This is a genomic window from Pseudomonas sp. (assembly GCF_035277045.1).
Lineage (GTDB): Bacteria > Pseudomonadota > Gammaproteobacteria > Pseudomonadales > Pseudomonadaceae > Aquipseudomonas.
This window is the reverse complement of sequence record NZ_DATELE010000275.1, coordinates 55348-80674: the sequence shown is the minus strand read 5'-3', so window position 1 is coordinate 80674 and position 25327 is coordinate 55348. Positions and strand designations below refer to the sequence as shown.

General features: G+C 65.8%; 16 protein-coding genes. 3 read left to right on the top strand and 13 right to left on the bottom strand.

The window, feature by feature from the left end:
- Positions 1-48: 48 nt before the first annotated feature.
- From VJS90_RS15645 to VJS90_RS15635, 3 genes are all read right to left on the bottom strand, one after another.
- A complete protein-coding gene (locus VJS90_RS15645; RefSeq protein WP_324122556.1) occupies positions 49-4347 on the bottom strand; it encodes a DEAD/DEAH box helicase in 4299 nt (1432 codons plus the stop codon).
- Positions 4348-4431: 84 nt separating this feature from the next.
- Positions 4432-5349: a transcriptional regulator MetR gene (gene metR / locus VJS90_RS15640; RefSeq protein ID WP_324122555.1), complete on the bottom strand. Its 918-nt coding sequence runs from the start codon at positions 5347-5349 to the stop codon at positions 4432-4434.
- A gap of 108 nt (positions 5350-5457) precedes the next feature.
- Positions 5458-10503: a dermonecrotic toxin domain-containing protein gene (locus VJS90_RS15635; protein WP_324122554.1), complete on the bottom strand. Its 5046-nt coding sequence runs from the start codon at positions 10501-10503 to the stop codon at positions 5458-5460.
- Between the two features lie 197 nt (positions 10504-10700).
- Between VJS90_RS15635 and VJS90_RS15630 the strand changes: the two genes are divergently transcribed.
- Positions 10701-11723, top strand: a complete 1023-nt coding sequence (locus VJS90_RS15630) for an alpha/beta hydrolase (RefSeq protein WP_324122553.1) — start codon at positions 10701-10703, stop codon at positions 11721-11723.
- Positions 11724-11768: 45 nt separating this feature from the next.
- On the opposite strand, the gene VJS90_RS15625 is transcribed toward VJS90_RS15630, so the two are convergent.
- The 10 genes from VJS90_RS15625 to VJS90_RS15580 form a co-directional block, all read right to left on the bottom strand.
- A complete protein-coding gene (locus VJS90_RS15625; protein ID WP_324122552.1) occupies positions 11769-13094 on the bottom strand; it encodes a sigma-54 dependent transcriptional regulator in 1326 nt (441 codons plus the stop codon).
- A gap of 13 nt (positions 13095-13107) precedes the next feature.
- Positions 13108-15021, bottom strand: a complete 1914-nt coding sequence (locus VJS90_RS15620) for a sensor histidine kinase (protein ID WP_324122551.1) — start codon at positions 15019-15021, stop codon at positions 13108-13110.
- A 68-nt stretch (positions 15022-15089) separates the two neighbouring features.
- The gene (locus tag VJS90_RS15615) at positions 15090-15824 is read right to left on the bottom strand and encodes an amino acid ABC transporter ATP-binding protein (RefSeq protein WP_324122550.1); all 735 of its coding nucleotides are present in this window, start codon (positions 15822-15824) and stop codon (positions 15090-15092) included.
- Complete coding sequence (locus VJS90_RS15610; RefSeq protein ID WP_324122549.1) at positions 15821-16492, bottom strand: ABC transporter permease subunit; 672 nt, start codon at positions 16490-16492, stop codon at positions 15821-15823. Before VJS90_RS15610 ends, VJS90_RS15615 begins: the two co-directional genes overlap by 4 nt.
- Positions 16492-17238, bottom strand: coding sequence for an amino acid ABC transporter permease (locus VJS90_RS15605; RefSeq protein WP_324122548.1), 747 nt, complete (start codon positions 17236-17238; stop codon positions 16492-16494). The genes VJS90_RS15610 and VJS90_RS15605 overlap by 1 nt, the downstream gene beginning before the upstream one ends.
- Positions 17239-17337: 99 nt before the next feature.
- Positions 17338-18252 (bottom strand): glutamate/aspartate ABC transporter substrate-binding protein, encoded by a 915-nt coding sequence (locus VJS90_RS15600; protein WP_324122547.1) that lies wholly within the window; start codon positions 18250-18252, stop codon positions 17338-17340.
- 412 nt (positions 18253-18664) lie between these two features.
- Complete coding sequence (glpD, locus tag VJS90_RS15595; RefSeq protein ID WP_324122546.1) at positions 18665-20203, bottom strand: glycerol-3-phosphate dehydrogenase; 1539 nt, start codon at positions 20201-20203, stop codon at positions 18665-18667.
- A 183-nt stretch (positions 20204-20386) separates the two neighbouring features.
- Complete coding sequence (locus tag VJS90_RS15590) at positions 20387-21142, bottom strand: DeoR family transcriptional regulator (RefSeq protein ID WP_324122545.1); 756 nt, start codon at positions 21140-21142, stop codon at positions 20387-20389.
- A 107-nt stretch (positions 21143-21249) separates the two neighbouring features.
- The gene (gene glpK / locus VJS90_RS15585) at positions 21250-22749 is read right to left on the bottom strand and encodes a glycerol kinase GlpK (protein ID WP_324122544.1); all 1500 of its coding nucleotides are present in this window, start codon (positions 22747-22749) and stop codon (positions 21250-21252) included.
- A 66-nt stretch (positions 22750-22815) separates the two neighbouring features.
- Positions 22816-23667 carry an MIP/aquaporin family protein gene (locus VJS90_RS15580; protein ID WP_324122543.1) on the bottom strand — a complete coding sequence of 284 codons (852 nt, stop codon included), beginning with the start codon at positions 23665-23667 and terminating at the stop codon, positions 22816-22818.
- Between the two features lie 311 nt (positions 23668-23978).
- Here VJS90_RS15580 and ybaK point away from each other — a divergent pair, with 311 nt between their 5' ends.
- Complete coding sequence (ybaK, locus tag VJS90_RS15575) at positions 23979-24449, top strand: Cys-tRNA(Pro) deacylase (protein WP_324122542.1); 471 nt, start codon at positions 23979-23981, stop codon at positions 24447-24449.
- 92 nt (positions 24450-24541) lie between these two features.
- The gene (locus VJS90_RS15570; RefSeq protein ID WP_324122541.1) at positions 24542-25324 is read left to right on the top strand and encodes a PhzF family phenazine biosynthesis protein; all 783 of its coding nucleotides are present in this window, start codon (positions 24542-24544) and stop codon (positions 25322-25324) included.
- The last annotated feature ends 3 nt before the right edge of the window (positions 25325-25327 follow it).

Sequence of the window (25327 nt, the reverse complement as noted above, 5' to 3'; positions counted from 1 at the left end):
CGTTGGCCGAGTTCGGTGAAAATTTTGTAAAAAACGTGAGAGGGGCGATCACGACCCCTGCAGGAGAGAGCCCTTGAGCAACCGCTGGCGCCAGGCATTCTGTTCGGTGGCATCGGCTTCAACCCAGTACAGGTCCCTGCTCGCCACCCGCGCCGCCACCGGAAGGCCGTCCCGGTAGAGCACGCGATTGCCGCTGATGGCTGGCACCTTGGCCCCGGGCAACAGCGTGCCCACCAGATTCAACGGGTCGCTGGCGCTGATCAGCACCAGGCTGCCGTCCTGCGGGCGGCGGCGAACCTGGCGCAGCAGGCCGACGGCTTCGGGCAGGGCAAACTGCTCGCCGGCCAGCCCGCCGATAAAGCGCCCGCCGCGAATCTCGCCGCGTGCTTCGAGCCGGTGGTAGCAGCGCAGCAGTTCGCGCCAGGACGGCAGCACGTCGCTTTCGCGCTCAAGCAGCCGCCAGCAGACCACCCCATAGCGGCGCAACAGGCTGCGGGCGACGTGCTCCAGGCGTTCATCGCCGTCCTGGGTGCTGCTGCCCTTGCGCAGCAAGGCCCAGCGCCCGGCGTGGACCATGCTGGTCGACAGCGGCGCATGACCCCGGCGGCTCATGCGCGGGCTGCGCTTGGCCGCCGGGGTGATCAGGCTGCGCAGGCCGGTGAAGCTGTCCGCGCTGACCAGTCCCGCGCCCACCAGCTCCTGCAGGGCCGTTTCAAGCTCGCTGGGCAGCAGGCGGGCTTCCTGGACTAGTTCGTCGAAAAACAGCGCGCCCTGCTCTTGCAAGGCGGCATGCACCCGCTGCGCGCGGGGGCCAAGGCTGTCGCTGTCCGGCAGCCTGGCCAGGCTGCGCCACAGGCCAAGGTGCTCGCGTGGCAGCAGCACCAGTGGGGTGCTGGGCAAGGTGCTGCTGGCGGCGGTGGCGGCGAGACGGCTCCAGGTCCATTGGCCACTGCGGCACGCATCGTCCAGCCACTGCTTGCTGTAGTCCTTGATCCGGGCGGGCAGCAGGTCGGCCTCCCAGGCGCTGGCCGCGGAGGGAAAGCCCTGCAGCTGGCCGAGCACCTCGGCCACGGCCATGGGACCTTGCAGGTGCGCGTCGCTGGCCAGGTGCTGCCAGTCGAACAGAAAGCGCATGAAATCCTGCAGGCTCACCGGTTCGATCTCGCGGCGCAGGCGCTTGACCGTGTAGCGGTGGATGCGCGCGAGCAGGTGCCGCTCGCACCACTGCAGGGCTTCGGTACCAGGACTGAAGTGCCCGCGCATCACATAGCCTTCACCCTCCAGCCGCGCCAGCGCCTGCTCGACATCCCGCTCAGGCAGGCCAAGGGGTGTGGCGAGCTGGGCCAGTGTCTGCGGCCCGTGACCGCCCAGGCGCGCGCGCAGCAGTTCGGTCAGCGCCGCGTCGGCGTCCACTACCTGGTCGAAGCCGGGCAGAACATCGACCGCGGGCTGCAACGGGACATCCGGGTACAGAACCCGCAGCGAGTTCAGCCGTTCGCGCGCCAGCCACATCACGTGCTCCTTGCCGGCCAGGCGGCTGGCGCGTCCGGCCTTGGCCAGTTGCTTGAGCCAGCCCTCCCACCCCTCATTGGCCATGACCTCGGCGTGGGTGATCAGGCCAAGGCTCATCAGCGCTTCGTGCATCTCGTCGCTGCCCACGGGATTCGGCCAGGCCTCGGCCTGCACGGCGGCGATGGCATCGGCATCCAGCGATCCCAGGTCGTCGGCGCTGCGCACCTCGGTCCAGCGGCGGTTGAGCACGGCCTGGGTACGCCGCTCTTCCAGCGGTGCATCGTCGAGAAAAGCGTAGGGACGCGCATTGAGAATGGCGGCGGCCAAGGGCGAGGGCGCGGGCAGGTCGCGGCTGAGCAGGCGGATATCGCCGGTTTCCATGCGCCGCAGCAGCGCCAGCCAGCCTTCGCTGTCCATGGCCTCGTGCAGACAGTCATCCAGGGTCTGCTCGACCAGCGGGTGCTCGGGGATCTGCCGCTCACCGGCGATGTTCTCAAGGCACGCGATCTGGTCGGGGAATACCGCGGCGATCAGGTCCTCGCTCTTCATGCGCTGGATCTGCGGCGCCACCTTGCGCCCGCCGACAAAGCGCGGCAGGGCCATGGCCACGCCCGCGTTCCAGCGCCAGCGCACGCCGAACAGCGGCGCGTCGAGCAGGGCCTGGATCAGGATCGGCTCGGCGGTCTTGCTCGACAGGTAGCGCCAGACCTCGTCCAGGTCGAAGCTGTGGCTGCTGGACAGCGACAGCACGATGGCGTCCTCGCTGGCCGCGGCCTGCAGCTCGAAATTGAAGGTGCGGCAAAAGCGCTTGCGCAGGGCCAGGCCCCACGCGCGGTTGATACGGCTGCCAAACGGCGAATGGATGATCAGCTGGGTGCCGCCGGACTCGTCGAAAAAGCGCTCCATCACCAGGGTCTGCTGCGAGGGCAGGGCGCCGAGCACCTCGCGGGTGCGGCCCAGGTAGTCGAGCAACTGGCTGGCGCTGTCCTCGCCCAGGCCAAAGGCCTCGTGCAGCCAGTGCAGCAGCGGGCCGAAGCCGCCGCCACTGGCGCTCAGGTGTTGATCGATTTCGCCCTGCAGCCGGGCAACGGCCGCGGACAGTTCGTCGCTGCGCGCCGGGGCCTCGCCCAGCCAGAACGGGATGGTCGGCGGCAGTCCATGGGCGTCCTCGACCCGCACCCGCCCGGCCTCCACCCGCAGGATGCGGTACGAGGCGTTGCCCAACTGGAAAATGTCCCCGGCGATGCTTTCCACCGCGAAATCTTCATTGACGCTGCCGATGCCCAGGCCCTGGGGTTCGAGCAGCACGGCGTAGTCGGCGGTTTCCGGGATGGTGCCGCCGCTGGTCAAGGCCGTCAGCTGGCTGCCACGGCGGCCACGCAACATGCCGCTCACCGCGTCGCGGTGGAGATAGGCGCTGCGCAGGCCCTGACGGCCGTTGTAGCCCTCGGCAAGCATGCGCAGCAGGGCCTGGTAATGTTGCCCATCGAGCCCGGCGAAGGGCTCGGCCTTGCGAAAACACGCGAGCAAGGCGTCCTCGTGCCAGGGCTGGTTGCTGACCTCGGCGACGATCTGCTGGGCAACCACGTCCAGCGGCGCCCGCGGGATGCGCAAGGTATCCAGCTCGCCGCGGCGCACGCAGTCGAGCAGGGCCACGCATTCGATCAGGTCATCGCGCGAGGTGGCGAACAGGCGGCCTTTGGGCACCCCATCGACCTGGTGGCCAGAACGCCCGACGCGCTGCAGAAAGGCGGCGATCGACCCCGGCGAGGCGATCTGGCAGACCAGGTCGACCTCGCCGATATCGATACCCAGTTCCAGCGACGCGGTCGCCACCAGGACCTGCAAGGCACCGCGCTTGAGCCGCTGCTCGGCGTCCAGGCGGTGCTCCTTGGCCAGGCTGCCGTGGTGGGCGGCCACCGCGTCCTTGCCCAGCCGATCGCTCAGGTGACGCGTCAGGCGCTCGGCCAGGCGCCGGGTGTTGACGAACACCAGGGTGGTGCGGTGTTCGCGGGCAAGTTCGGCCAGGCGATCGTAGACCAGGTACCAGACATCGGTGGCCATCACCGCGCCCAGCGGCACGGGCGGCACCTCGATGGCCAGGTCACGCTGGCGGGCGTGGCCGACGTCGACGATGGCGCAGGGCCGGCCATGGCCGACCAGAAATTGCGCCACCCGCTCCACCGGGCGCTGGGTCGCCGACAGGCCGATGCGGCGCAAAGGCTGGCCGGACAGCACCTGCAGCCGCTCGAGGCTCAGTGCCAGGTGGCAGCCGCGCTTGTTGCCGGCAAGCGCATGGATCTCGTCGACGATCACCGTGTGCACGTGGGCCAGCCCCTGGCGCCCGGAGGCGGAACCCAGCAGCACATACAGCGATTCAGGCGTGGTCACCAGGATGTGCGGCGCGTGGCGGCGCATGGCCGCGCGCTCCTTTTGCGGTGTGTCGCCGCTGCGCACCGCGGTGGTGATGCGTGGCGCCTTCAGGCCACGCGCGGCGAGCGCCTCGCTGATCCCGTCCAGCGGGGCCTGCAGGTTCAGGCGGATGTCGTTGGACAGTGCCTTGAGCGGCGAGACATACACCACCAGCGTCTGCGCCGGCAGTTCGCCGCCCTGGTCCAGCCCTTGGCGAAACAGCTCGTCGAGCACCGCCAGGAAGGCGCTCAAGGTCTTGCCCGAGCCTGTAGGCGCGGCGAGCAGCATCGACTCGCCGCGCTGGATCAGCGGCCAGGCCTGCGCCTGCGCGCCAGTGACCGTGGCGAAATGCTGGCCGAACCAGTCGCTGACGGCGGGATGGAACAGCTCAAGGACCGGGTGATGCCTGGCGGGGAGGTTCATCCGTTGTTTATGGGGGGCGCCGCCGAGAATGGCAAGGGGCGTTTGTCGGGCGCTGCAACGGCCCCCTTGTCTACCTGCCCTTGTCTAGCGTACCGCGCTCACCCCATCCAGCGTGGCGAACGAGGTGTCCTTGGCGGTCAGCAGGAAATCGCGCATGTACGGAGCATCGAGCATGTCGGTGCGCACCGCGGCGTAGAGAGTGGCGAACAGGCCTTTTTCGCCCAGGCGCTTGCCCTTGACGTAGCCACGCGAGCTGTACTCGTGCAAGGCCCAGTGCGGCATGCCGCAGACGCCGCGGCCGCTGGCCACCAGCTGCATCATCATCACGGTCAGTTCAGAGGTGCGTACGGCGGCGGGCTCGATGTCGGCCGGCTCCAGGAAGCGGGTGAAGATATCCAGGCGGTCACGTTCGACCGGGTAGGTGATCAGGGTCTGGTCGAGCAGGTCCTGGGGCACGATGTAGGGCTTGCTGGCCAACGGGTGCTGGTTGGCCACGGCAAGCATGGCTTCGTAGGTGAACAGGGGCACGTAGGTGATCCCGGCCAGGTCCAGCGGATCGGACGTCACCACCAGGTCGAGATCGCCTCGGGCCAGGGCGGGCAGGGGCGCGAAGGCGAAGCCCGAGGCCAGGTCCAGCTCGACTTCAGGCCAGGCGTCGCGGAACTGGTCGATGGTCGGCATCAGCCACTGGAAGCAGCTATGGCATTCGATGGCCATATGCAGGCGGCCCGCCGTGCCGCCCGCCAGCCGGGCGATGTCGCGCTCGGCGCCGCGCAGCAGTGGCAGGGTGGCGTCGGCCAGTTGCAGCAGGCGCAGGCCGGCGCTGGTGAAGCGGATCGGCTTGCTCTTGCGCACGAACAGTTGCATGCCCACGCGCTCCTCAAGCTCCTTGAACTGGTGGGACAGTGCCGATTGCGTCAGGTGCAGGCGCTCAGCGGCCTCGACCAGGCTGTCGGCTTCGCGCAGGGCATGCAGGGTTTTCAGGTGACGGATTTCCAGCACTACGGGCTCCATGAACAACATTTGATACAAACAGGGATGGGAGTGAGTTTCGCTCATGCAGGCAACCCTTGTCGACAATGGCAGGCCAGGGGCCTGCCATTGCATTGCTTACAGGCCGGCGAAGTAACGACTGGCAGCCGGCCGGCTGATCGTCCCGCGCCACACCGGCGCCGCGCCCGCTTGCCCCTGCTGCGTCTCAGGCCCGCGCAGACGGTCCGCGGCAAGCTTCAGGTGCGCCGCGGTGTACTGGTCGAAGGGCGCCTGCGGATCGCGGTAGTGGAAATGCGCATACCACAGCGGTGCGCCCTGCGGATCGAGGCTGTCGAGGATCACGTACTCCTCAAGGTAATCCCCCGCCTTGAGCTGACGCCGCCCTGGCAGGCGCCGCAGCTCGACCTGCTGCTGTTCCACCAGGTAGGCCAGATGCCCCTCGTTGGGCTGCGCGCCACGCTTGACCTGCGCCACGCGCATCGCGGTGCCCTGGGCGCGTAGTGCACGCGCATGGGTGAGCAGTTGCGCGGGCTCGGCCGCGGCGCTGTCGAGTTCACGCAACCGATGGGCACAGCTTTCCAGGTCCTCGGCCTTGATCACCATCATGTGCTCGAGGTCGGCCGGCAGCATGCCCTGGCGCTGGTAAGCCTCGATGCGTGCGCGATAGCTGTCCAGGTCGGCGACCAGGCGGCCCGCGGTGTTTTTCAGGTCGCGCACCTCATGGGGCCGGGCCGCGCGGCTGGCGGCCTGCCGCTGCCAGCGCTCGCCCGCGCTGACATACCGGCCGATTTCGGTCCCGTCCTCACCGCGCATGACGATCAGACCGGGGCGGCCGGATGTCGCGGGCAGGTAGTCACCGATGTACAGCTGGCCCTCCACCGTCTCGAACAGCCTCGCTTTGCTGGGGCCGCGTGGCGGGCGAACCTCGCTGGTGGCGCGGCGGATCGTTCGGTCGGCGCGGGCGATCAAGGCGTCGAGGTTCTTGTGCAACTGCTCGAGATATACAGCATCGAACAGCGTAGGCAGGCTCGCCTGGGTGCTCTGCAACAGGCGCTTGTTGCTCAGGTAGGCCTGCCGGACCTGTTCATGGATCTGCGTGCGTTGCGCAGCGCTGACGGGGACGTCGTGCACGTCGATCAGGGTATTGCAGGCGCGGGAGGTGGCCTCCAGGACTTCTTCCAGCCGATGATCGAAAAACGCCGCGCTGGTGCTTGAATCCTCGAACCGCCTGGCCGCGTACATCAAGTGCTGGGTGCTGAAGAACTCGCGACTCTCGGAACTGAAGGCCCGGCGATAACGGTCGCGGACCCGGCTAAGGGTTGAGGCACTTTCCGCGCGGCTGTGCCAGATCTCGAGCTGGTCGATCGCACTGTAGATCCGCTCGCGCTCGTCGAGGTGCTCGATGGCCCGCTGGCGCAATTGCCGCCACCAGGGAAGCTGCTGCGCAAAGTCGGGAATCTGCGTGATCTGACCGCGTATGACGCCCATCTCCGCCAGGCGCTGGCGGCTGCGGCGTGCCTTGAGCTCCATCAGGTGCACCAGCCGGTCACCGACCACCGTCGCCACGCGGGCCTTCTGGCGCAAGGGTACCTGGCGGTTGCGCCCGGTGCTGACCTGCTGGTAGGCGTGCCAGGTCTCGTACAGTTGCTTGCCGTGGTCCACGTCCGCCTGGCAGCGCCGTTCGAGTTCGGCGACCATGTCCAGCTTGTTGCTGTCGCTGGCGAGGTCGAAGCGTGCGAACAGCTCGTTGCTCCGAGCCAGGGACGCCTGCAACTGACGCTCCTCTGCCAAAGCCCGGCTATGCAGCGTATGTTGATGGCGGAAAAGGCGATCGACCCAGAAGCGCGGCAGCCGGTCGCGAATCGCGGCGGGCCAGTAAGGGTCCAATTGGTCGGCCAGATGGCCCAGCACTTGCCCGCCACCGGCACCGCCGCCCTGCAGGTGGGTGCCGAAGAGCGCGAAGTGGGTATCCCAGCGGCCCTGCGCGTCCAGCGCGACGGCTCGCTGCCAGCCTTTTCGCGGCGTGCCGGCCAGGCGCCAGGTATGCGCCGTGGCATCCCACCGCACCTGGCACGGGCGATCATCGACCAGGATGAAATCACCTTCGCCATGCTGATAGATACCCTTGAAGCGGCCTTGGGTCCCGGGCTGCACCCCGCTGAGCGAAAGCGGCTCAGGATATTCATAGCCCGAGAAGCGCGACAACCGCTCACGGCCTGGCGCTGCGCTGATCGAGCGGCGGATGACGGGACGTTGCCGGGCCAGGCGTCGCGCCGAGCCAGCATTGACCGCGACACCGACGCCGGGCGCCAGGTCCATGGCGGCATCGATGAGCGCGAGCAATGCCTGTTCCAGCTCGTCCAGCGCGCGCGAGCCCTGTCCCTCCACCAAGGCTTTGGCCGCGTTCCAGCTGGCCGCGAAGAAATCGTAGACACCAATGACCGTGCCCACCACCGGGACGAAACCCAGCACCATCTTCAGGTAGTTGAAGACCATGCCGCTCTGGTAGGCGTAGTGCTCCAGGCGCAGGTCGCTGTTCGAACGGGATGTCGCCCGATGGGCCACGACCACCCGCCCCATTTGCGCATCGAGCAGGTGATGAGCCAGCGATACATCTCCAGGCCAGACGCTTCCCAGGGCGATGATCCCGTCGAATCGATGCTCCAGGGCCTGCAGCATGCGCGAGGCATGGGCCTCGGGGTCGCCCTGCAAGGCGCGGCTGGCCAGGTAGCTGCGCCCGTCGCTTTCCCTTGTCAGGTCATGGAGCGCCAGCCGTGCGGCTTCGAAGCTGGCGTGCTGAGTGAGCGGCTGGTCAGGGTGCTCGGGCAGGCAGAGCAGGGTGATACCGCTGCGCTGGTCATTGATGAAGGTCACCCCTGCCAGTGTCGAAGGCTGGTGGGCGGTGTCTTCTCCGCCAGTGGACAGCATCGCGCCGACAAGGCGGATATCGTGGTGCTCGGTGCGATAGCGCGTGGGGCTGTCCGCATCGACGGCAATGCGCAGGATCGCTTGGCCCGCGGCATCCAGCTTGCCCTGGGCCAGGCCCAGCAGGCCTTGCAGCTCAAGCATCAGGCGCCAGGGCTCGACCAGGCACTCCCGGCGATACTGCGCGGCGTAGGGGGCCTCGTCCAGGCCACGGTAACTGGCCAGTATGCAGTCCTCGTAGGCTTGAGGCAGGTCGAGCTCGGTGGCCAATGCCTGCAGGTAGTCCTTGTCGATGCCGGTGGCGAGTGCCTGGCGCACGCTGTCATCGGCGGTCGGGCAGTGCACGGTCAGAAACCTGAGGCGTTCGGTCATCGTCTCGTCGAGGTTTTCCAGCAACACGTCCGTAATGGAGAGCAGCTCGCGCTCGGCGCTGGGCACCAGCACTTCCCGGAACGGCACGCCTGGCGCGCCGCTGCCGGCGATGGGGTCCCTGCGCCGCGAGGTGCTGCGGGGCAGCTCCAGACTGACCGGGGCACCGTCGTAGCCGTCGAAATCCTGCTGCAGACGCCGGTTGATGCGTTGCCAGCAGAACAGCTCGCGGTGGGGCAGGTCGCGGGCGAGCAAGGCCTGGGCCTGGCGCATCGCCGTCGTGTACCGGTCGAGCACCTCGCGCAGGACGAGACGGGTGGCCTGCGGGGTCCTGGCGAGCCAATCGGGCAGCACTTCAGCCAGGCTGGCGCTGTCCTGCTCATGGCGCAAGGTATCCAGTGCGACTTCGCGAGCTGCGTGTTGCGGTACCTGCAGGCGGTGGCGCAGCGTGTCTTCGTGCGCGGCCAGTGCATCGTTGTCAGCAGGCGCCGCCGCGGTGGCCTCGCGCGCGCGATCCAGGTGAAGGGCCAGGATGCCCTTGAGCACATCACCATGCACCGGGCTCAGGCCAACCGCGGTACCGGCCTGTGGGTCGGCACCCAGGCACTGCTCCAGCACGCCGCGGTTGGCGCAGCGCAGCAGCCCGCCTTGCTCGCCAGGCCAGTACAACAACAGTGCGTGGTCGGTGTTGGAACGGTCCAGCGCGGCACGGTGGGTGATGACCAGCGCCTCTTCGATCAGCTGGCGGTCCGCGCTGGTGTCCTGTCCCTCGACCGATGGGCGGTACAGCAGCGGATGCGCCGCAATGATCAGCGCCTCCGGCCCCGGAAAGGTGTCGTCTTGGGCGATCAGCGATTCGATCCAGCCCAGCTCCTGGGCGCTGATTTCTCCAAGCAGCTGCTGGAAGCGGGCATGGGCACGCAAGCCGTCATGCTGGGCGTTGGCCAGTTCGGCAAGGGCGGCGGTGCTGACAGGGGCCACCCGCCAGGCGGCGTCGTGCAGCAAGCGGTCGATGGCTTGGCCGGCGCTGGCGCGGGCGCTGTGCACGGCGACCCGGTGCACGTCGAGGGCGTCAGGGGTTTCGGCGAATGGCTGCAGCAGGTCGAGCTGGCGTCGCACTTGCCGGGATGCGATGGAGGGGGGCACATCCACGGCCAGGCTGCCGAAATCATGCAGTGATGGCGGGTTGGGCTCGTCCAGTGGGGCATCAAGGGGCATCGGTGCGGCAAGTACCGTCGGGCTTTCACGCGCGGGGTCAGGAGGCGTTCGGCCCAGGTGATCCATCAGCGTGTCGAAGCCTGCAGTGAGCGAATCCACCGTTTGGTAGCTGATCTGCCCCTCGGTTTCAGTGTCCGCCAGCAGTTGCACCTCGAGCGCCTCGCGCGAGGCGTGGACACTGAAGGCAGGCTGGCGCCCTGGAAGGTAGAGTGCCGCCTGCGGCTGCCCCTCGATCGTGAAGATCAAGGCGCCGGGCAGCGCGCGGCCTGCCAGGAGCGGCGTCTCGATCGTCAGTTGCCTGCCCTCGAAGCGCAGCCATTCGGGGTTCGCCAGCACCCCGGAGACCGCCCGCAACTGGCCCCGTTCGAGCATGCCGCCGTGCAGTGCGTGATCGTGGCTGGCATGCACGTGACCGGTGAAGTGCTCCAGGGCAGCGGCGCGCCGGCTCAGCGGGGTGCCCTGGGCGCGCTCCCGCCAGTACTCGGCCCAAGGCTCCCCAGGCAGGGTCGGGGCCGCTCGCAAGAGCTGGTGAAAGGCCGCGCTGTGCAGGGTGCACTGTGTGATGGCGTGGTGCAGCGCATCCGTTTCGGCAGGGCCTGCACCTGTGAGGTGAAGCAGGCCTGACAAGGTGTCCAGGGGGTGGTCGTTCATGCACGTTCTCCAATGGGTCGTTGCCAGGAATGGCGTGGCACATTGGGCTTGGTGGCGGGGCAGGTGCAGCGGTAGATAGTTACGGCGGATACCGTTGAGCGGCCGTCATCAAAATGTCACGCAACTGTGGCAGCGCGCTCGCACGCCATTCATCACACTCGCGCATTACTGGGGATCTGCGTTCTGGTGTTTCGTTCATGCGGGCTTTTCTGATTGTTTTCTGTTTCCTGATAAGTACTTCGGGGGTGTTCGCCGCCCCGCGCTGCGACCTCTCGGCGCCGGTCCTGCGGGCCGAGCTGGGTGAGCTGAGCCTGGTCTACCAGAGCGTCGGGGACCCGGCTGATCCGGTCCTGCTGCTGGTCATGGGGCTAGGTGGGCAGCTGATCCACTGGCCCGGTGACGTGGTCGAGGCTTTGTGCCAGCAAGGTTTCCGGGTGATCCGCTACGACAACCGTGACGTCGGGCTGTCACGCTGGAACCAGGCGCCGCCCACGGCGAGCCTGACGATCGAGCTGTTGCGCTACAAGCTCGGCCTCCCCGTGGCGGCGCCCTATACCCTGACGGACATGGCCGGCGATGCCTTGCACCTGATGGATGCGCTCAAGGTCCGGCGGTTTCATGTGCTGGGCGTGAGCATGGGCGGCATGATTGCCCAGCACCTGGCGGCGATGGTGCCCCAGCGGGTGAGCAGCCTGACCCTGGTGATGTCCAGCTCCGGCGCGGCAGGCCTGCCGGCGCCAAGCCCTGCGCTGGTGCGGTTGCTGGCGCGGCGCGGCGCGCCGAACCGCGAGATGGCCATCGAGCAGCAGGCCGACATGCTGGCCGCGCTGGGCAGTCCGCAGGTCCGCGATGACCGCGCCCAGTTGCTACAGGAGGCCGCCGAGGCCTACGACCGGGCGTTCAGTCCCGAGGGCGCCAAGCGCCAGATCATGGCGATCCTTGCCGAGCCGAGCCGGGTCGAGCTGCTCAATCAGCTGCGCCTGCCGACGCTGGTGGTGCACGGCACGGCCGACCCGCTGCTGCCGGTGATGCACGGGGTGCACCTGGCGGCGCACGTGCAGGGCAGCCAGCTGCGGCTGATACCGGGGCTGGCGCATCGGTTTCAGGCGCCGTTCAAGGGGCCGTTGCTTGGGGTGGTGTTGCCCTACCTGAAGGACCACCGTGAGTCGCCTCGCCAGTTGGCGGGCCTTGCAGGACCGGAGCAGCATGGCCCCTTGTAGGGCCATCCGCTGAATATCAGGTCTAACGGTGTGACTGGCCTGCGCTCAGGCCAGGCCGTATTTTTTCACTTTGTCGAACAGGGTGGTCTTGGCCATGCCCAGCTCCTGACTGGCCTGGCTCAGGTTGCCACCCGTGCGTTGCAGGGCATCGCTGAGCAGGTTGCGTTCGAACGCCTCCACCGCTTCGGCGAACGCCAGGCCCTGGCTGGCGCCGGCGCCGGTCTTCTTGAACGCAGGCAAGCCCAGGGCATGGCGTTCGGCAACGTTGCGCAGCTCGCGCACGTTGCCCGGCCAGTCGTGGGCCATCAGCCGCGAGAGGGTCTGGCTGTCGAGCTCGGGTGCCTGGCGGTCGAAGCGCAGCGCCGATTGCTGCAGGAAATGCTCGAACAGCTGCAGGATGTCTTCGCGACGCTCCCTGAGCGGTGGCAGCTCGAGGGTGACGACGTTGAGGCGGTAGTACAGGTCGCTGCGAAACTGTCCGTTCTGGCCCAGCGCATCGAGATCGGACTTGGTCGCGGCGATCACCCGGCAATCCACGGCAATGCTCTGGTTCGAGCCCAGACGCTCCAGGGTGCGCTCCTGCAGCACCCGTAGCAGCTTGATCTGCAGGTTGAGCGGCATGCTCTCGACCTCGTCGAGAAACAGCGTGCCGCCATTGGCGTGTTCGATCTTGCCGATACGCCGCTTGCCGGCACCGGTGAAGGCATTGGCTTCGTGGCCAAAGATCTCGCTTTCAAACAGGTTTTCGGGCAGGCCGCCACAGTTGAGCGCGACGAAAGGCCCGCCCTGGCGACGGCTGAAGTCATGCAGGCAGCGGGCGACCAGCTCCTTGCCGGTCCCGGTCTCGCCTTCGATCAGCACGTTCGCCGAGGTGTCGGCGACATTGGCGATCAGTTCGCGCAGGTCCTGCATGGCGGGCGAGCGTCCGATGATCCGCCCTTCAAGGGTGCTTTGGCCCGCCAGCTGCCGGCGCAGCGCGAACACCTCGCGCGACAGCCCGCGTTGCTCAAGGGCGCGGCGTACCACCTCGACCAGGCGCTCGGGGGAAAAGGGTTTTTCCATGAAATCGTAGGCGCCGCTGCGCATGGCACCGACGGCCATGTCGATGTCGCCGTGGCCGGTGATCAGCACCACGGGCAGGCTGCGGTCGCGCGCCTTGAGGCGATTGAGCAGCTCGAGGCCGTCGATGCCCGGGAGGCGGATATCACTGACGACGATGCCGGCGAAATCATCGCCGATCCGCTCAAGTGCCTGCTCGGCACTGCCCACGCCCTCGCAGGCGATGTCTTCCAGGGCCAGCGCCTGCTGGCAGCCGAGCAGCACATGCGGGTCGTCTTCCACGATCAGGACGGTGAGGGGCGCTTGGTTCATAGAGGGTCTCTGCTCATGGGCGTTCATCCGCGTCTGACGGGGGGCGCGCTGCCAGGGGCAGGGCGAGGACGAAGGCAGTGCCGCCAGCGGCAGGGTGCTCGACGTTCAGGGTGCCCTTGGCGGCGGCGGCCAGGCTGGCCGACAGGGTCAGGCCCAGGCCCAGGCCATGCTCGCCCGGCTTGGTGGTGAAAAAAGGTTCGAACAGGTGCTTGCGGGTCTCGACATCGATGCCGTGGCCGTTGTCGCGCACCCGCAGGCGGTATTTGTCACCCTGGGCCTCGCCTTCGAGCCAGAGCGCGGGCTGTGGCTGGGTGGCCATGGCATCCAGGGCATTTCCGATCAGGTTGACCAGGATCTGTTCCAGGCGGGTCTGGTCGATTGCCAGCTGTGGGTCGTCGAACTGGCTGTGCAGCTGCAGGTGGCAGCTGGCGATGCGGCTGCCCAGCACCTGCAGGCTGGCCTCCACGGCCTTGGCCAGCGAGGCCTGGCCGCGGTCGTCGCCGCGCCGGGCGAACGAGCGCAGGCTGGCGGTGATCCGGCCCATGCGGTCGATCAGCGCGTTCATGGTGCGCAGGTTGGTGCTGGCGGTCTCCAGGGCGCCACGTTCGAGAAACCGCACGGTGTTGCCCGACAGGGTGCGCAGCGCTGCCAGGGGCTGGTTGAGTTCGTGGGCGATGCTGGTGGACATCTGCCCGATGGCCGCCAGCTTGCCGGCCTGCACCAGCTCGTCCTGGGCATGGCGCAAGGTCTGCTCGGCATGCCGGCGCTCGCGGATCTGGCCCTTGAGGCGATCGTTGCTGGCGCGCAGGTCGGCGGTCCGCTCGGCGATCTTGCGCTCCAGCTGGCTGTTGGCTTCCTGCAAGGCTTCACGGGCGGCCAGGCGCGTGGCGAGCACCTTGCGCCGCTCGTTCCAGGCAATCAGCAGAATGGCCAGCAAGGCAAAGGCGACCCCCGCCAGCACCCCTTGCACCATCGCTTCGCGGCGCAGGTCCTGCAGCGGCGTGAGCAGGGTGAAATGCCAGGGGGTATCGGCCAGGCGACGGGTCTGCGCCAGGTAGGCGACCTCGTGGTGCCGGCCCTTGTCCGTCTCGCTGTTGGCCGGGAAGGTGAGCTTCTCGACCCCATCGGCCAGGGTTTCACGCGCCAGGGGTTGCAGCTCGTTGAGCGGCCACCAGTAGTACTGCAGGCTGCGCGCCAGGCGCTCCTTGGTCTGCGGGGTCAGCGGGCGGACCGACTTGAGGCGGCGGGCCGGGTCGCTGGAGAGGATGATGATGCCGTTCTCGTCGCTGACGAAGGCCTCCAGGCGAGCCCGTTGCCAACGCTCTTCAAGCGTATCTAGGCGTACCTTGATCACCGCCACGCCGATGATCTTGCCGTGCTCTTCGAGGCCGTGGGCCAGGAAGTAGCCGGCCTCGCCGGTGGTGCTGCCGATGCCATAGAAGCGCCCCGGCTCGCCGCGCACGGCATCCTGGAAATAGGCGCGGAACGACAGGTCTTCGCCGAGGAAGGAGTCGGCGTCGCGCCAATTGCTGGTGGCCTGTACCCGGCCACTGGTGTCGAGCACGAAGATGGCCCGGCTGCGGCTGCGCCGGTTCAGGCCTTCGAGGTATTCGTTGACCGCCTGGCGGTGGGCGTCATCGCTGCGGGTGAGCAGGCTGGAGACGCTGTCTTCGAGTTCGAGCAGGCTCGGCAGGTAGGTGTACTTGCTGATCTCGCTTTCGACCGTGCGCGCGTGCAGCTCGAGCTGGCGCTCGCCGGTCTCGCTCAGGGTGCGGATGCCGTTGCCCTCGCTGATCAGGAACCCGGCCACGCCCAATCCGATCATCAGCAGGATGATCAGGGGCGGTAGCAGCAGTTGGCGGATCAGACGGGGCTTCACGGCAAGGGCAGGCTGGGCTGGGCGAAAAAGTGCGGGGTCGCATTTCATCACAGTGGCCTTGTCCCGGCCAGCGCCCGCTGCCTGGCAATTGCCTGGCAACGGACCGGGGCCGTGTTCTAGTGTTGCAGGATCTTGCTGAGGAAGTGCTGGGTGCGCGGGTCACGGGCGTTCTGGTCACCAAAGAACTGTTCCTTGGTGCAGTCCTCGATGATATGGCCCTTGTCCATGAAGATCACCCGGTTGGCCACCTTGCGCGCAAAGCCCATCTCGTGGGTCACGCACATCATGGTCATGCCCTCGTGGGCCAGCTCGACCATCACGTCCAGTACCTCGCTGACCATCTCGGGGTCGAGCGCCGAGGTCGGTTCGTCGAACAGCATGACGATCGGGTCCATCGACAGCGCGCGAGCGATGGCCACACGTTGCTGCTGGCCGCCGGACAGCTGGCCGGGGTGTTTCTTCGCCTGGCTGCTCAGGCCGACGCGCTCCAGCAGGGCCAGGCCCTTCTTGGTCGCCTCGGCCTCGCTGCGGCCCAGCACCTTGCGCTGGGCGATGGTCAGGTTCTCGGTGATGGTCAGGTGCGGGAACAGCTCGAAATGCTGGAACACCATGCCCACGCGCGAGCGCAGCTTGGGCAGGTTGGTCTTCGGGTCGGCGATCGAGGTGCCATCGACCGCGATATCGCCCTTCTGGAACGGCTCCAGCGCGTTGACGCACTTGATCAGCGTCGACTTGCCCGAACCGGACGGGCCGCAGACCACCACCACTTCACCCTTCTTCACCTCGGTGTTGCAGTCGGTCAGCACCTGGAAGTCGCCGTACCATTTGTTGACGTTCTTGATGGAAATCATACGGTGATCCTTTTCTGCAGACGCTTGACCAGCCACGAAGCGGAGAAGCTGACGAGGAAGTACACGAGACCCGCGAAGATCAGGAACTCGTTCGAGCGCCCGATGATGTCGCCACTGGCACGTGCCGAGTTGAGGAAGTCGACCAGGCCCACGGTGTAGACCAGCGAGGTGTCCTGGAACAGGATGATGCTCTGCTGCAGCAGCAGCGGGGTCATCTTGCGAAACGCCTGGGGCAGGATGATCAGGCGCATGGTCTGGCCGTAGGTCATGCCGAGCGCCTGGGCGGCGCCCATCTGGCCCTTGGAGATCGACTGCACGCCCGCACGGACGATCTCGCAGAAGTACGCGGCCTCGAACATCATGAAGGCGACCACGCAGGACGTGAAGGCCCCGACCGGCGTGTCCTCGCCGGTGATCCAGCGCAGCACGAACGGCACCGCCAGGTAGAACCAGGTGATGACCAGCAGCAGCGGGATCGAGCGGAAGTAGTTGACGTAGGCGCCAGCGATCCGCGACATCAGCTTGCTCGAGGACAGGCGCATCAGCGCCAGGATCGTACCGAGCACGATGCCGCCGACCACGCCCATCACCATCAGCTGCAGGGTCATCACCATGCCGTTCCACAGGGCGGGCAGGGCGGGGACGATGCCAGTGAAGTCCATTTCCATCATTTACCTCCCACGGAGATCAGGCCCGGTACCGCGACCTTCTTCTCGACCATGCGCATCAGCAGCATCAGGCCCATGTTCAGAGTGAAGTAGATCAGCGTGGCCAGGGTGAAGGCCTCGAACAGGTTGGCGGAGAATTCGGCGGTCTGCTTGGTCTGCGCCAGCAGCTCCATCAGGCCGATCAGGGAGGCGACCGAGGAGTTCTTGAAGACGTTGAGAAACTCGGAGGTGAGCGGCGGAATGATGATCCGGTAGGCTTGCGGCAGCAGCACGTTGGTGTAGATCTGCGGCAGGCTGAAGCCCATGGCGCGGGCGGCGGCCTCCTGGCCACGTGGCAATGCCTGGATGCCGGTGCGCACCTGTTCGCAGACGCGGGCCGCGGTGAACAGGCCCAGGCAGATGACCACGCTGATCAGCGCCGAGGTGGTCGGGTTGAGGTCTTGCTTGAACCACTCCTGCAGGCCTTCGGGCAGCAGGTCGGGCACCAGGAAGTACCAGATGAATAGCTGCACCAGCAGCGGCACGTTGCGGAACAGCTCCACATAGGCGGTGGCGATGCCCGATACCAGGCGATTCGGCACGGTGCGCATGACACCCAGTACCGAGCCCAGCGCAAGGGCAATGATCCAGGCGCAGATGGCGATGGCGATGGTCCATCCGAGGCCGGTGATGTACCAGTCCAGATAGGTCTCGCTGCCGACGCCGGTGGACTTGAAGAACACGCCCCAGTCCCAGTTGTAATTCATCGGGATTTCCCCTCAGATCGGTTGCTTCACGGGCACCTTCGAGCATCCAAGGGCGCCTGGCGCCCTCGGATGAAAGGTTAGACACTAACTAGCTGCGGGTCAGGACTTCTTTTCGTCAGCGGCTTTGTCGGTGGGATTGGCGATCAGTTCCTTGAGCTCGTCGCTCATCGGGAAGTTGAGGTTCAGGCCTTTTGGCGGCACAGGCTGGGTGAACCACTTGTCGTAGATCTTGTTGATCTCGCCCGACTTGTACAGCGCGACGATGGCGTCATCGACCGCCTTCTTGAAGGGTGCGTCACCCTTGCGCACCATGCAGCCATAGATCTCATAGGACTGCGGGGTACCGGTCACTTCCCAGTCGGTGGGTTTCTTGGCCTTGGCCATTTCGCCGGCGAGCAGGGCGTCGTCCATCATGAAGGCCACGGCGCGGCCGGACTCGAGCATCTGGAACGACTCGCCGTGGTCCTTGGCCGAGATGACGTTCATCTTCATCTGCTTGTCGGCGTTCATGGCCTTGAGCAGGCGCTCGGAGGTGGTGCCAGCGGTGGTCACCACGTTCTTGCCGGCCAGGTCGGGGAAGTCCTTGTACTTGGAATCCTTCTTGGCCAGCAGGCGGGTACCCACTTCGAAAATGCCGACCGAGAAGTCGACCTGCTGCTGACGCTCGACGTTGTTGGTGGTCGAGCCACACTCCACGTCGACGGTGCCGTTCTGCACCAGTGGGATACGCGTCTGCGAGGTGACCAGGTTGTAGCGGACCTTAAGGTCAGGCGCGTCGAGCTGCTTTTTCAGGTGCTCGACGATGGCGACCTGGATGTCGTGGGAGTAGCCCACGGGCTTGCCAGACGCATCGGCGATGTAGGAGAACGGAATGGAAGAATCCCGGTGGCCCAGGGTGATGGTGCCAGAATCCTTGACCTTCTTGAGGGTGCCGGTCAGCTCTTCGGCCATGACTGGCGAGCTGATGACAGCTGCCGCGATGGCGGCGCCCAACAGGTGACGAACGATACGCATCTAATTTTCCTCGACGGTTATTTTTTTTATGGAGCCGTTGGCGGACTCTTTCGTTCAACGAACCCATCTCTGCGAGCGATGTATTCGGGTACAGAGTGTAGAGCATGACTCGTGCCAAGCTCCGCCATGGATCATAACGCCGTGAAAAGTCTGGGGATCAAGGTTTTTTGAAGGATTTGCGGGGAGGGGAAGTGTCCGGGGCACCGAACGAATAGGGTGGAGTCATTCGGGAATCCGAATGGAGGCGTCTGGAGTGTCGGGGGAAACCCTCACAGGCCAGCGGTGAATCAATGGGCTGGCGCTGTACCCGTGGGAGCTGGCTTGCCAGCGAAGAGGCCGTCAGAGGCACAGCAGCTCCATGGTTTCAATCGAACCATGCAATTCCCACAGGTATTTCTGCGAACAGACGGTATCAGGCCGCCTGAATACCGGCCTTCTTGTGCTCGACCTGCTGCAGGTAGTCACGCAGCACTTGCTGCTCGGCCTCGCTCATGAACAGCCCAAGCTTGCTGCGGCGCCACAGGATATCGTCAGCGCCCACGGCCCATTCCTCGGCGCGCAGGTAATCCACCTCGCGGGCGAACAGCCCGCCACCGATCGCCTGGCCCAGGTCATCCGGACCGTTCACGCCTTCCAGCAAGCGCCACACACGGCTGCCGTACGTGCGCGCCCAGCGCCCGGCGATATCCACCGGTAGCCAGCCGTAGCGGGCCAGGATGGCATCGACCAGGGCTTGCACGCTGGTCATCTGCTCGCCGCCAGGCAAGGTTGCGCTGGCGGTCCAGCTGCCACGCATCTGGGTGAAGAACGGCTTGAGCTCGCCCATCGCCGACTCGGCCAGCTTGCGGTAGGTGGTCAGCTTTCCGCCGAATACCGACAGCAACGGCGCCTGGCCCTGGCTTGCGGACAGCGCGAGGGTGTAGTCGCGAGTCACTGCCGAGGGGTTGTCCGACTCGTCGTTGCACAGCGGGCGGACGCCGGAGTAGGTGTGCAGGATATCGGCGCGGCTGAGCTGGTGATTGAAATGCTCGTTGACCACCTTGAGGATGTAGTCGGTTTCCTGCTCGGTGATCGCCACCTTCGCCGGGTCGCCTTTGTACTCGCGGTCAGTGGTGCCGATCAGGGTGAAACGATCGAGGTACGGAATCGCGAAGACGATGCGCTGGTCTTCGTTCTGCAGGATGTAGGCATGTTCACCCTCGTACAGGCGCGGCACGATCAGGTGGCTGCCTTGGATCAGGCGGATGCCGTACGGGGCATCGAGCTGCAGGTCATCCTTGATGAAGCTGGCCACCCATGGGCCGGCCGCGTTGACCAGGGCGCGGGCACGAATGCTCTGGCGGCTGCCGTCGGCATGCTCGAGCTCCACCTGCCACAGACCATCGACGCGCCTGGCGCTCAGGCAGCGGGTGCGGGTACGGACATGCGCGCCGTGTTCGCGGGCGGCCATGGCGTTGACCACCACCAGGCGGGCGTCATCGACGGCGCAGTCGGCATATTCGAAGCCATGGGTGATGGCCGGCTTGAGCGGGTTGCCCGGGCCGAAGCGCAGGCCGCGCGAGGCACCGAGCTGCTTGCGCTTGCCAAGGTGGTCATAGAGGAACAGGCCGGCGCGGATCATCCAGCCCGGACGCAGATGCGGGCGGTGGGGCAGCACGAAGCGCATCGGCCTGACGATGTGCGGGGCCTTGGCGAGCAACACTTCGCGCTCGGCAAGCGCCTCACGCACCAGGCGGAATTCGTAGTGCTCCAGGTAACGCAGGCCACCGTGGATCAGCTTGCTGCTGGCCGAGGACGTGTGGCTGGCCAGGTCGTCCTTTTCGCAAAGAAAGACCGACAGGCCGCGCCCGGCTGCGTCAGCGGCAATACCCACGCCATTGATGCCCCCGCCGATCACGGCAAGGTCATAGCAGTCAGCAAGGGGCGGCAGGGACGAAACAGGCTGGGACACGGCAAGGCCTCCTGAGGCATTTCACATCGAATATGAACATCAATGTTCGTTTCCGAAAATATTAGCGCAATGCCCAGGCGGTAGCCAGTCCGTTCCCATAGAAAATATTGATCGGATGACCTGAAGTGAACATTAACGAACATGAAGCAGCGCCACCGCTGAAGGTGGCGCGGGAGAAAAGGCTCAGACCACCTCGAGGCGGATCTTGTGCTGGGCGAGCCGTTCGGCGAGGGCAGGAGAGGGGGCATGGTCGGTCACCAGGCAGTCGACCAGGCCGATCGAGCCCAGGCGTACCATGGCATTGCGGCCGAACTTGCTGGAGTCGGCGGCAAGGATCACCTGGCGGGCATTGGCGATGATCGCCTGGGACACGCGCACCTCCTGGTAGTCGAAGTCCAGCAGGCTGCCGTCTTCGTCGATCCCACTGATGCCCACCAGTGCGAAATCCACCTTGAACTGATTGATGAAATCGACGCTGGCCTGGCCCACCACGCCGCCATCGCGGCGCACGGTTCCGCCCGCCAGCTGCACATCGAAATCGTCCTTGGCGCTGAGGATCGACGCTACGTGCAGGTTGTTGGTGATGACCTTGAGGTGATTGTGGTTGAGCAGGGCGCGGGCAATCGACTCGGTGGTGGTGCCGATGTTGATGAACAGTGAGGCGTGATCCGGGATCTGCCTGGCAACGGCGTCGGCGATGCGCTGCTTTTCGTCGCGCATCTGGTCGGCGCGCATGGCGTAGGCGGTGTTCTCGATGCTCGAGTCATACGCCGCGCCACCGTGGTATCGGCGTAGCAGGTTGACTTCGGCAAGCAGGTTGATGTCCCGGCGAATGGTTTGCGGGGTAACGACGAACAGTTGCGCCATTTCCTCGATACTGACGTAACCGCGGTCGCGTACGAGTTCGAGAATTTGTTGTTGGCGGGGGGGCAGATTCATGGGTGGTCCTTCAGGCTGCCGGACAAATGCCGCAATGATGCCGTAGGACGGGGCTGACGGCCAGCGTCTGCAAGACCTGACCGTACCTGCCCACTCTCCGCGCCTGCTTATTCCTCGTGCGGTTCCCAGTCACGGGTGCGGTCCACCGCTTTCAACCAGCCGGCATACAGCTTCTCTTTCTGCGCCTCGTCGAGCTGCGGGCTGAACTCGCGCTCGATCACCGCCTTGTCGCGCAACTCGTCCAGGCTGCTCCAGAAACCGCACGCCAGGCCAGCCAGGTAGGCAGCGCCCAGCGCGGTGGTCTCGCGCATCTGCGGACGCTCGACGCAAGTGCCGAGGATGTCGGCCTGGAACTGCATGAGGAAGTTGTTGGCCACCGCGCCACCATCCACCCGCAGCTCGCTCAGGCGCTGGCCGCAGTCCTGCTGCATGGCGTCGAGCACGTCGCGGGTCTGGTAGGCGATCGACTCGAGCGCGGCGCGGATGATGTGGTCGACCTTGACCCCACGGGTCAGGCCAAACAGCGCGCCGCGGGCATACGGGTCCCAGTAGGGCGCGCCCAGGCCGGTGAAGGCTGGCACCAGGTAGACGCCGTTGCTGTCCTTGACCTTGCTGGCGAAGTACTCGGTGTCGTGGGCGTCGTTGACGATCTTCAACTCGTCGCGCAGCCACTGCACCGTGGAACCGCCGTTGAACACCGCGCCCTCCAGGGCGTAGGCGACTTCACCGCGCGGACCGCAGGCGATGGTGGTCAGCAGGCCATGGGAGGAGGTGACGGCCTTGTCGCCGGTGTTCATCAACAGGAAGCAGCCGGTGCCGTAGGTGTTCTTGGCCTGGCCTGGCTCGACGCACATCTGGCCGAACAGCGCGGACTGCTGGTCGCCGGCGATACCGGCGATGGCGATGCCGCTCTTGGTGTGACCGTAGACCTCGGAAGACGGGCGCACCGGTGGCAGCATCTGACGCGGGATGTCCAGCACCTGGAGCATCTTCTCGTCCCACTCCAGGGTGTGGATGTTGAAGAGCATGGTGCGCGAGGCGTTGGTGTAGTCGGTGACGTGCACCTTGCCGCCGGTGAATTTCCAGATCAGCCAGGTATCGATGGTGCCGAACAACAGTTCGCCACGCTCGGCGCGTTCGCGCACGCCCTCGACGTTGTCCAGGATCCACTTGAGCTTGGTGCCCGAGAAGTACGGGTCGGTGACCAGGCCCGTGGTCTCGCGGATGTAGTCCTGGTGGCCGTCGCGCTTGAGCTGCTCGCAGATCTCGGTGCTGCGTCGGCACTGCCAGACGATGGCGTTGTAGACCGGGCGGCCGGTCTCCTTGTCCCACACCACGGTGGTCTCGCGCTGGTTGGTGATGCCAATGGCGGCGACCTGGGCATGGCTCAGACCGGCCTGGGCCAGGGCTTCGACCATGGTCGCGCTTTGCGTGGCGAAGATTTCCATGGGGTCGTGCTCGACCCATCCAGGCTGTGGGTAGTGCTGGACGAACTCGCGCTGGGAGGTGCCGACCACATTGGCGTCACGATCGAAAATGATGGCCCGCGAACTGGTCGTGCCCTGGTCCAGGGCAATGATGTAGTTCTTGTTCTGGGTGTCTGTCATGTCGTTGGCCTTGCACAAAATAAGGAGTAGATCAGGGCATGGGCGAGCCGATGGCTCAGCGCCGCATCAGGAAGCCTGGGTCTTGCCCTGAGGATTATCGTCGGTCTGGGTGTTCGCTGCCGCGGCATCGGGCAGGTTGCGGGCGATCACCAGGCGGTACAGGGCCGCGCCCAGGCACGCCCCGGTGATCGGCGCGAACACCGGAATCAGGAAGTAGGGAATATCGCGGCCGCCGGTCATGGCGATCTCGCCCCAGCCGGCCACGAAGGTCATCAGCTTGGGGCCCAGGTCGCGCGCCGGGTTCATCGCAAAGCCGGTGAGCGGGCCCATGGCGCTGCCGATCACGGCAATCAGCAGGCCGATCAGCAGCGGCGCCATGGGGCCGCGCGGCAGGCCGTTGTTGTCGTCGGTCAGTGCCATGATCACCGCCATCAGAATCGCGGTGATGACCATTTCGACCATGAACGCCTGGCCGGTGGAAAGCGCCGCATGCGGGTAGGTCGAGAACACCGAGGCAAGCTCGAGGCTCTCCTGGCTGCCGCGAACCATGGCGTGCGCCTGTTCGTAATCGAAGAAAAGGCTGCTGTACAGGGTATAGACCAGCGCCGCGCCGCAGAACGCGCCTGCGATCTGGGCAATGATGTAGAAGGGCAGCTTGCGCCGTTCGAAGCCGCCGAACACGCACAGCGCGATGCTGACGGCCGGGCTCAGGTGCGCGCCCGATACGCCAGCGGTCAGGTAGATCGCCATGCTCACGCCAATGCCCCAGATGATGCTGATCTCCCACAGGCCGAAGCTGGCCCCGGCGACCTTGAGCGCGGCGACGCAGCCCGTGCCGAAGAAGATAAGCAAGGCGGTGCCGAAGAATTCGGCGATGCATTGGCTGGAAAGTGTGGGTTGTCGTAGTGCAGTCGTCATTTATGACCTCGGTTTCTTGTTGTTGTGAGGCGCGTGTGCGCTCGACAGCAAGACCCGGCATCGTCCCCACTGAGGCCGGGCAGTTTATAAAGAATGCACCCTATCAGGGCAGTCTTTCTTCAGAAACGAAAAAATATAGACAAGAAACGCTTATGTCAAAGGTCGAAAGTGAACCGCGGGCCATATTCTGACTATTGGATGGCAAAGTGACTTCATTCGCTACTTGGCGTAGCGGTTGCTGACTGTCCGGCCAAAGTATTTTGTCCTACAGTACCTGCAAATCCTGGCCTGCCGATGAAGGAAGCCTTTGCATGACGCCCGCACTGGACCTGTTGAAAAAAGTTCGCGCCGAACATCGTGTCCACAGTTACGAGCATGACCCGAAAGTTGCCTCCTATGGCCTCGAGGCCGCTGAGAAGCTTGGGCTTGACCCTCTGCGGGTCTACAAGACGCTGCTTGCCAGCAGTGAGAAGGGTGAGCTGCTGGTGGCCGTGGTGCCCGTGGTCGGGACCCTTGATCTGAAGGCCCTGGCCCAGGCAGCGGGGGTCAAGAAATGCGAGATGGCGGATCCGGCCGTGGCGCAGCGCGCGACCGGGTATCTGGTCGGCGGGATCAGTCCCCTGGGACAGAAAAAGCGCCTGCGCACCTTTATCGATCAGTCCGCGCACACTTTCGAGACCATACATGTGAGTGCCGGGCGGCGCGGCCTGGAGGTCGAGCTGGCCGCCGAGGTATTGGCGGCCAATACGCAAGGCAAGTTTGCCAGCATTGGCAGGGGCTGAGCGCTGTACCGGTTGAAATAGACAGCTTCTGTCACTGTTTTACGAAACCCTGTTGCGGGCATGCTGGCGATTCACAACACAAGAGAATTGCCATGCAGCTTGAATTCCACCAGGTCGACGCGTTCACCCAGCGCCCCTTCGCCGGCAACCCCGCCATCATCTATCGCTTGCAAGCCTGGCTCGACGACGCCTTGATGCAGCAGATCGCCGCCGAGCACAATCTGTCCGAAACCGCGTTCGTGGTGCGCGAGGCGCAAGGCTTTCGTATCCGCTGGTTCACCCCCGGCGTGGAGGTGCCGCTGTGTGGGCATGCGACGCTGGCCGCCGCCCATGTGCTGTTCGAGGTGTACGCTGAGCCCGGCCAGCAACTCGCCTTTCTAAGCCAGTCGGGTCCATTGAATGTAAGCCGCGAAGGTGACCGCCTGGTGCTGGACTTCCCGCGGATCGAGCCCTATGTCCCTGATCAGCCGATAGCCGCCGCGCGGGCGCTGGGTTGCGAGGTCCAGGAAGTGCTGCAGACTGGCAAGGAATTGCTGGTGGTGCTGGCATCGGAGCAGGCCGTGCGCGAGTGCGCTCCGGACATGGCGGCGGTGATGGCATTACCGGGGCTTGGGGTGATGGTGACGGCGCCGGGTGAGGCTCACGACTTTGTCTCCCGCTACTTTGCGCCGGGACTGGGTGTCAACGAGGACCCGGTCACGGGGTCGATTCATTGCAGTCTGATTCCCTACTGGGCGAGGCGCCTGGGCAAGACCGAGCTGCATGCGTTCCAGTGTTCGGCGCGAGGCGGGGAGCTGTTTTGCCGGCTCGAGGGAGAGCGGGTGAGGATCGGCGGATATGCACGGCGGGTGGCGAGCGGGGTGCTGACGGTGTAACAA

Coding starts and splice junctions, on each gene's coding strand:
- glpK (WP_324122544.1), bottom strand. CDS start 22,749: ATGACAGACACCCAGAACAAGAACTACATCATTGCCCTGGACCAGGGC.
- VJS90_RS15610 (WP_324122549.1), bottom strand. CDS start 16,492: ATGGAAATGGACTTCACTGGCATCGTCCCCGCCCTGCCCGCCCTGTGG.
- VJS90_RS15580 (WP_324122543.1), bottom strand. CDS start 23,667: ATGACGACTGCACTACGACAACCCACACTTTCCAGCCAATGCATCGCC.
- VJS90_RS15605 (WP_324122548.1), bottom strand. CDS start 17,238: ATGAATTACAACTGGGACTGGGGCGTGTTCTTCAAGTCCACCGGCGTC.
- VJS90_RS15630 (WP_324122553.1), top strand. CDS start 10,701: ATGCGGGCTTTTCTGATTGTTTTCTGTTTCCTGATAAGTACTTCGGGG.
- VJS90_RS15620 (WP_324122551.1), bottom strand. CDS start 15,021: ATGAAATGCGACCCCGCACTTTTTCGCCCAGCCCAGCCTGCCCTTGCC.
- VJS90_RS15645 (WP_324122556.1), bottom strand. CDS start 4,347: ATGAACCTCCCCGCCAGGCATCACCCGGTCCTTGAGCTGTTCCATCCC.
- ybaK (WP_324122542.1), top strand. CDS start 23,979: ATGACGCCCGCACTGGACCTGTTGAAAAAAGTTCGCGCCGAACATCGT.
- VJS90_RS15590 (WP_324122545.1), bottom strand. CDS start 21,142: ATGAATCTGCCCCCCCGCCAACAACAAATTCTCGAACTCGTACGCGAC.
- VJS90_RS15600 (WP_324122547.1), bottom strand. CDS start 18,252: ATGCGTATCGTTCGTCACCTGTTGGGCGCCGCCATCGCGGCAGCTGTC.
- VJS90_RS15615 (WP_324122550.1), bottom strand. CDS start 15,824: ATGATTTCCATCAAGAACGTCAACAAATGGTACGGCGACTTCCAGGTG.
- VJS90_RS15625 (WP_324122552.1), bottom strand. CDS start 13,094: ATGAACCAAGCGCCCCTCACCGTCCTGATCGTGGAAGACGACCCGCAT.
- VJS90_RS15635 (WP_324122554.1), bottom strand. CDS start 10,503: ATGAACGACCACCCCCTGGACACCTTGTCAGGCCTGCTTCACCTCACA.
- VJS90_RS15570 (WP_324122541.1), top strand. CDS start 24,542: ATGCAGCTTGAATTCCACCAGGTCGACGCGTTCACCCAGCGCCCCTTC.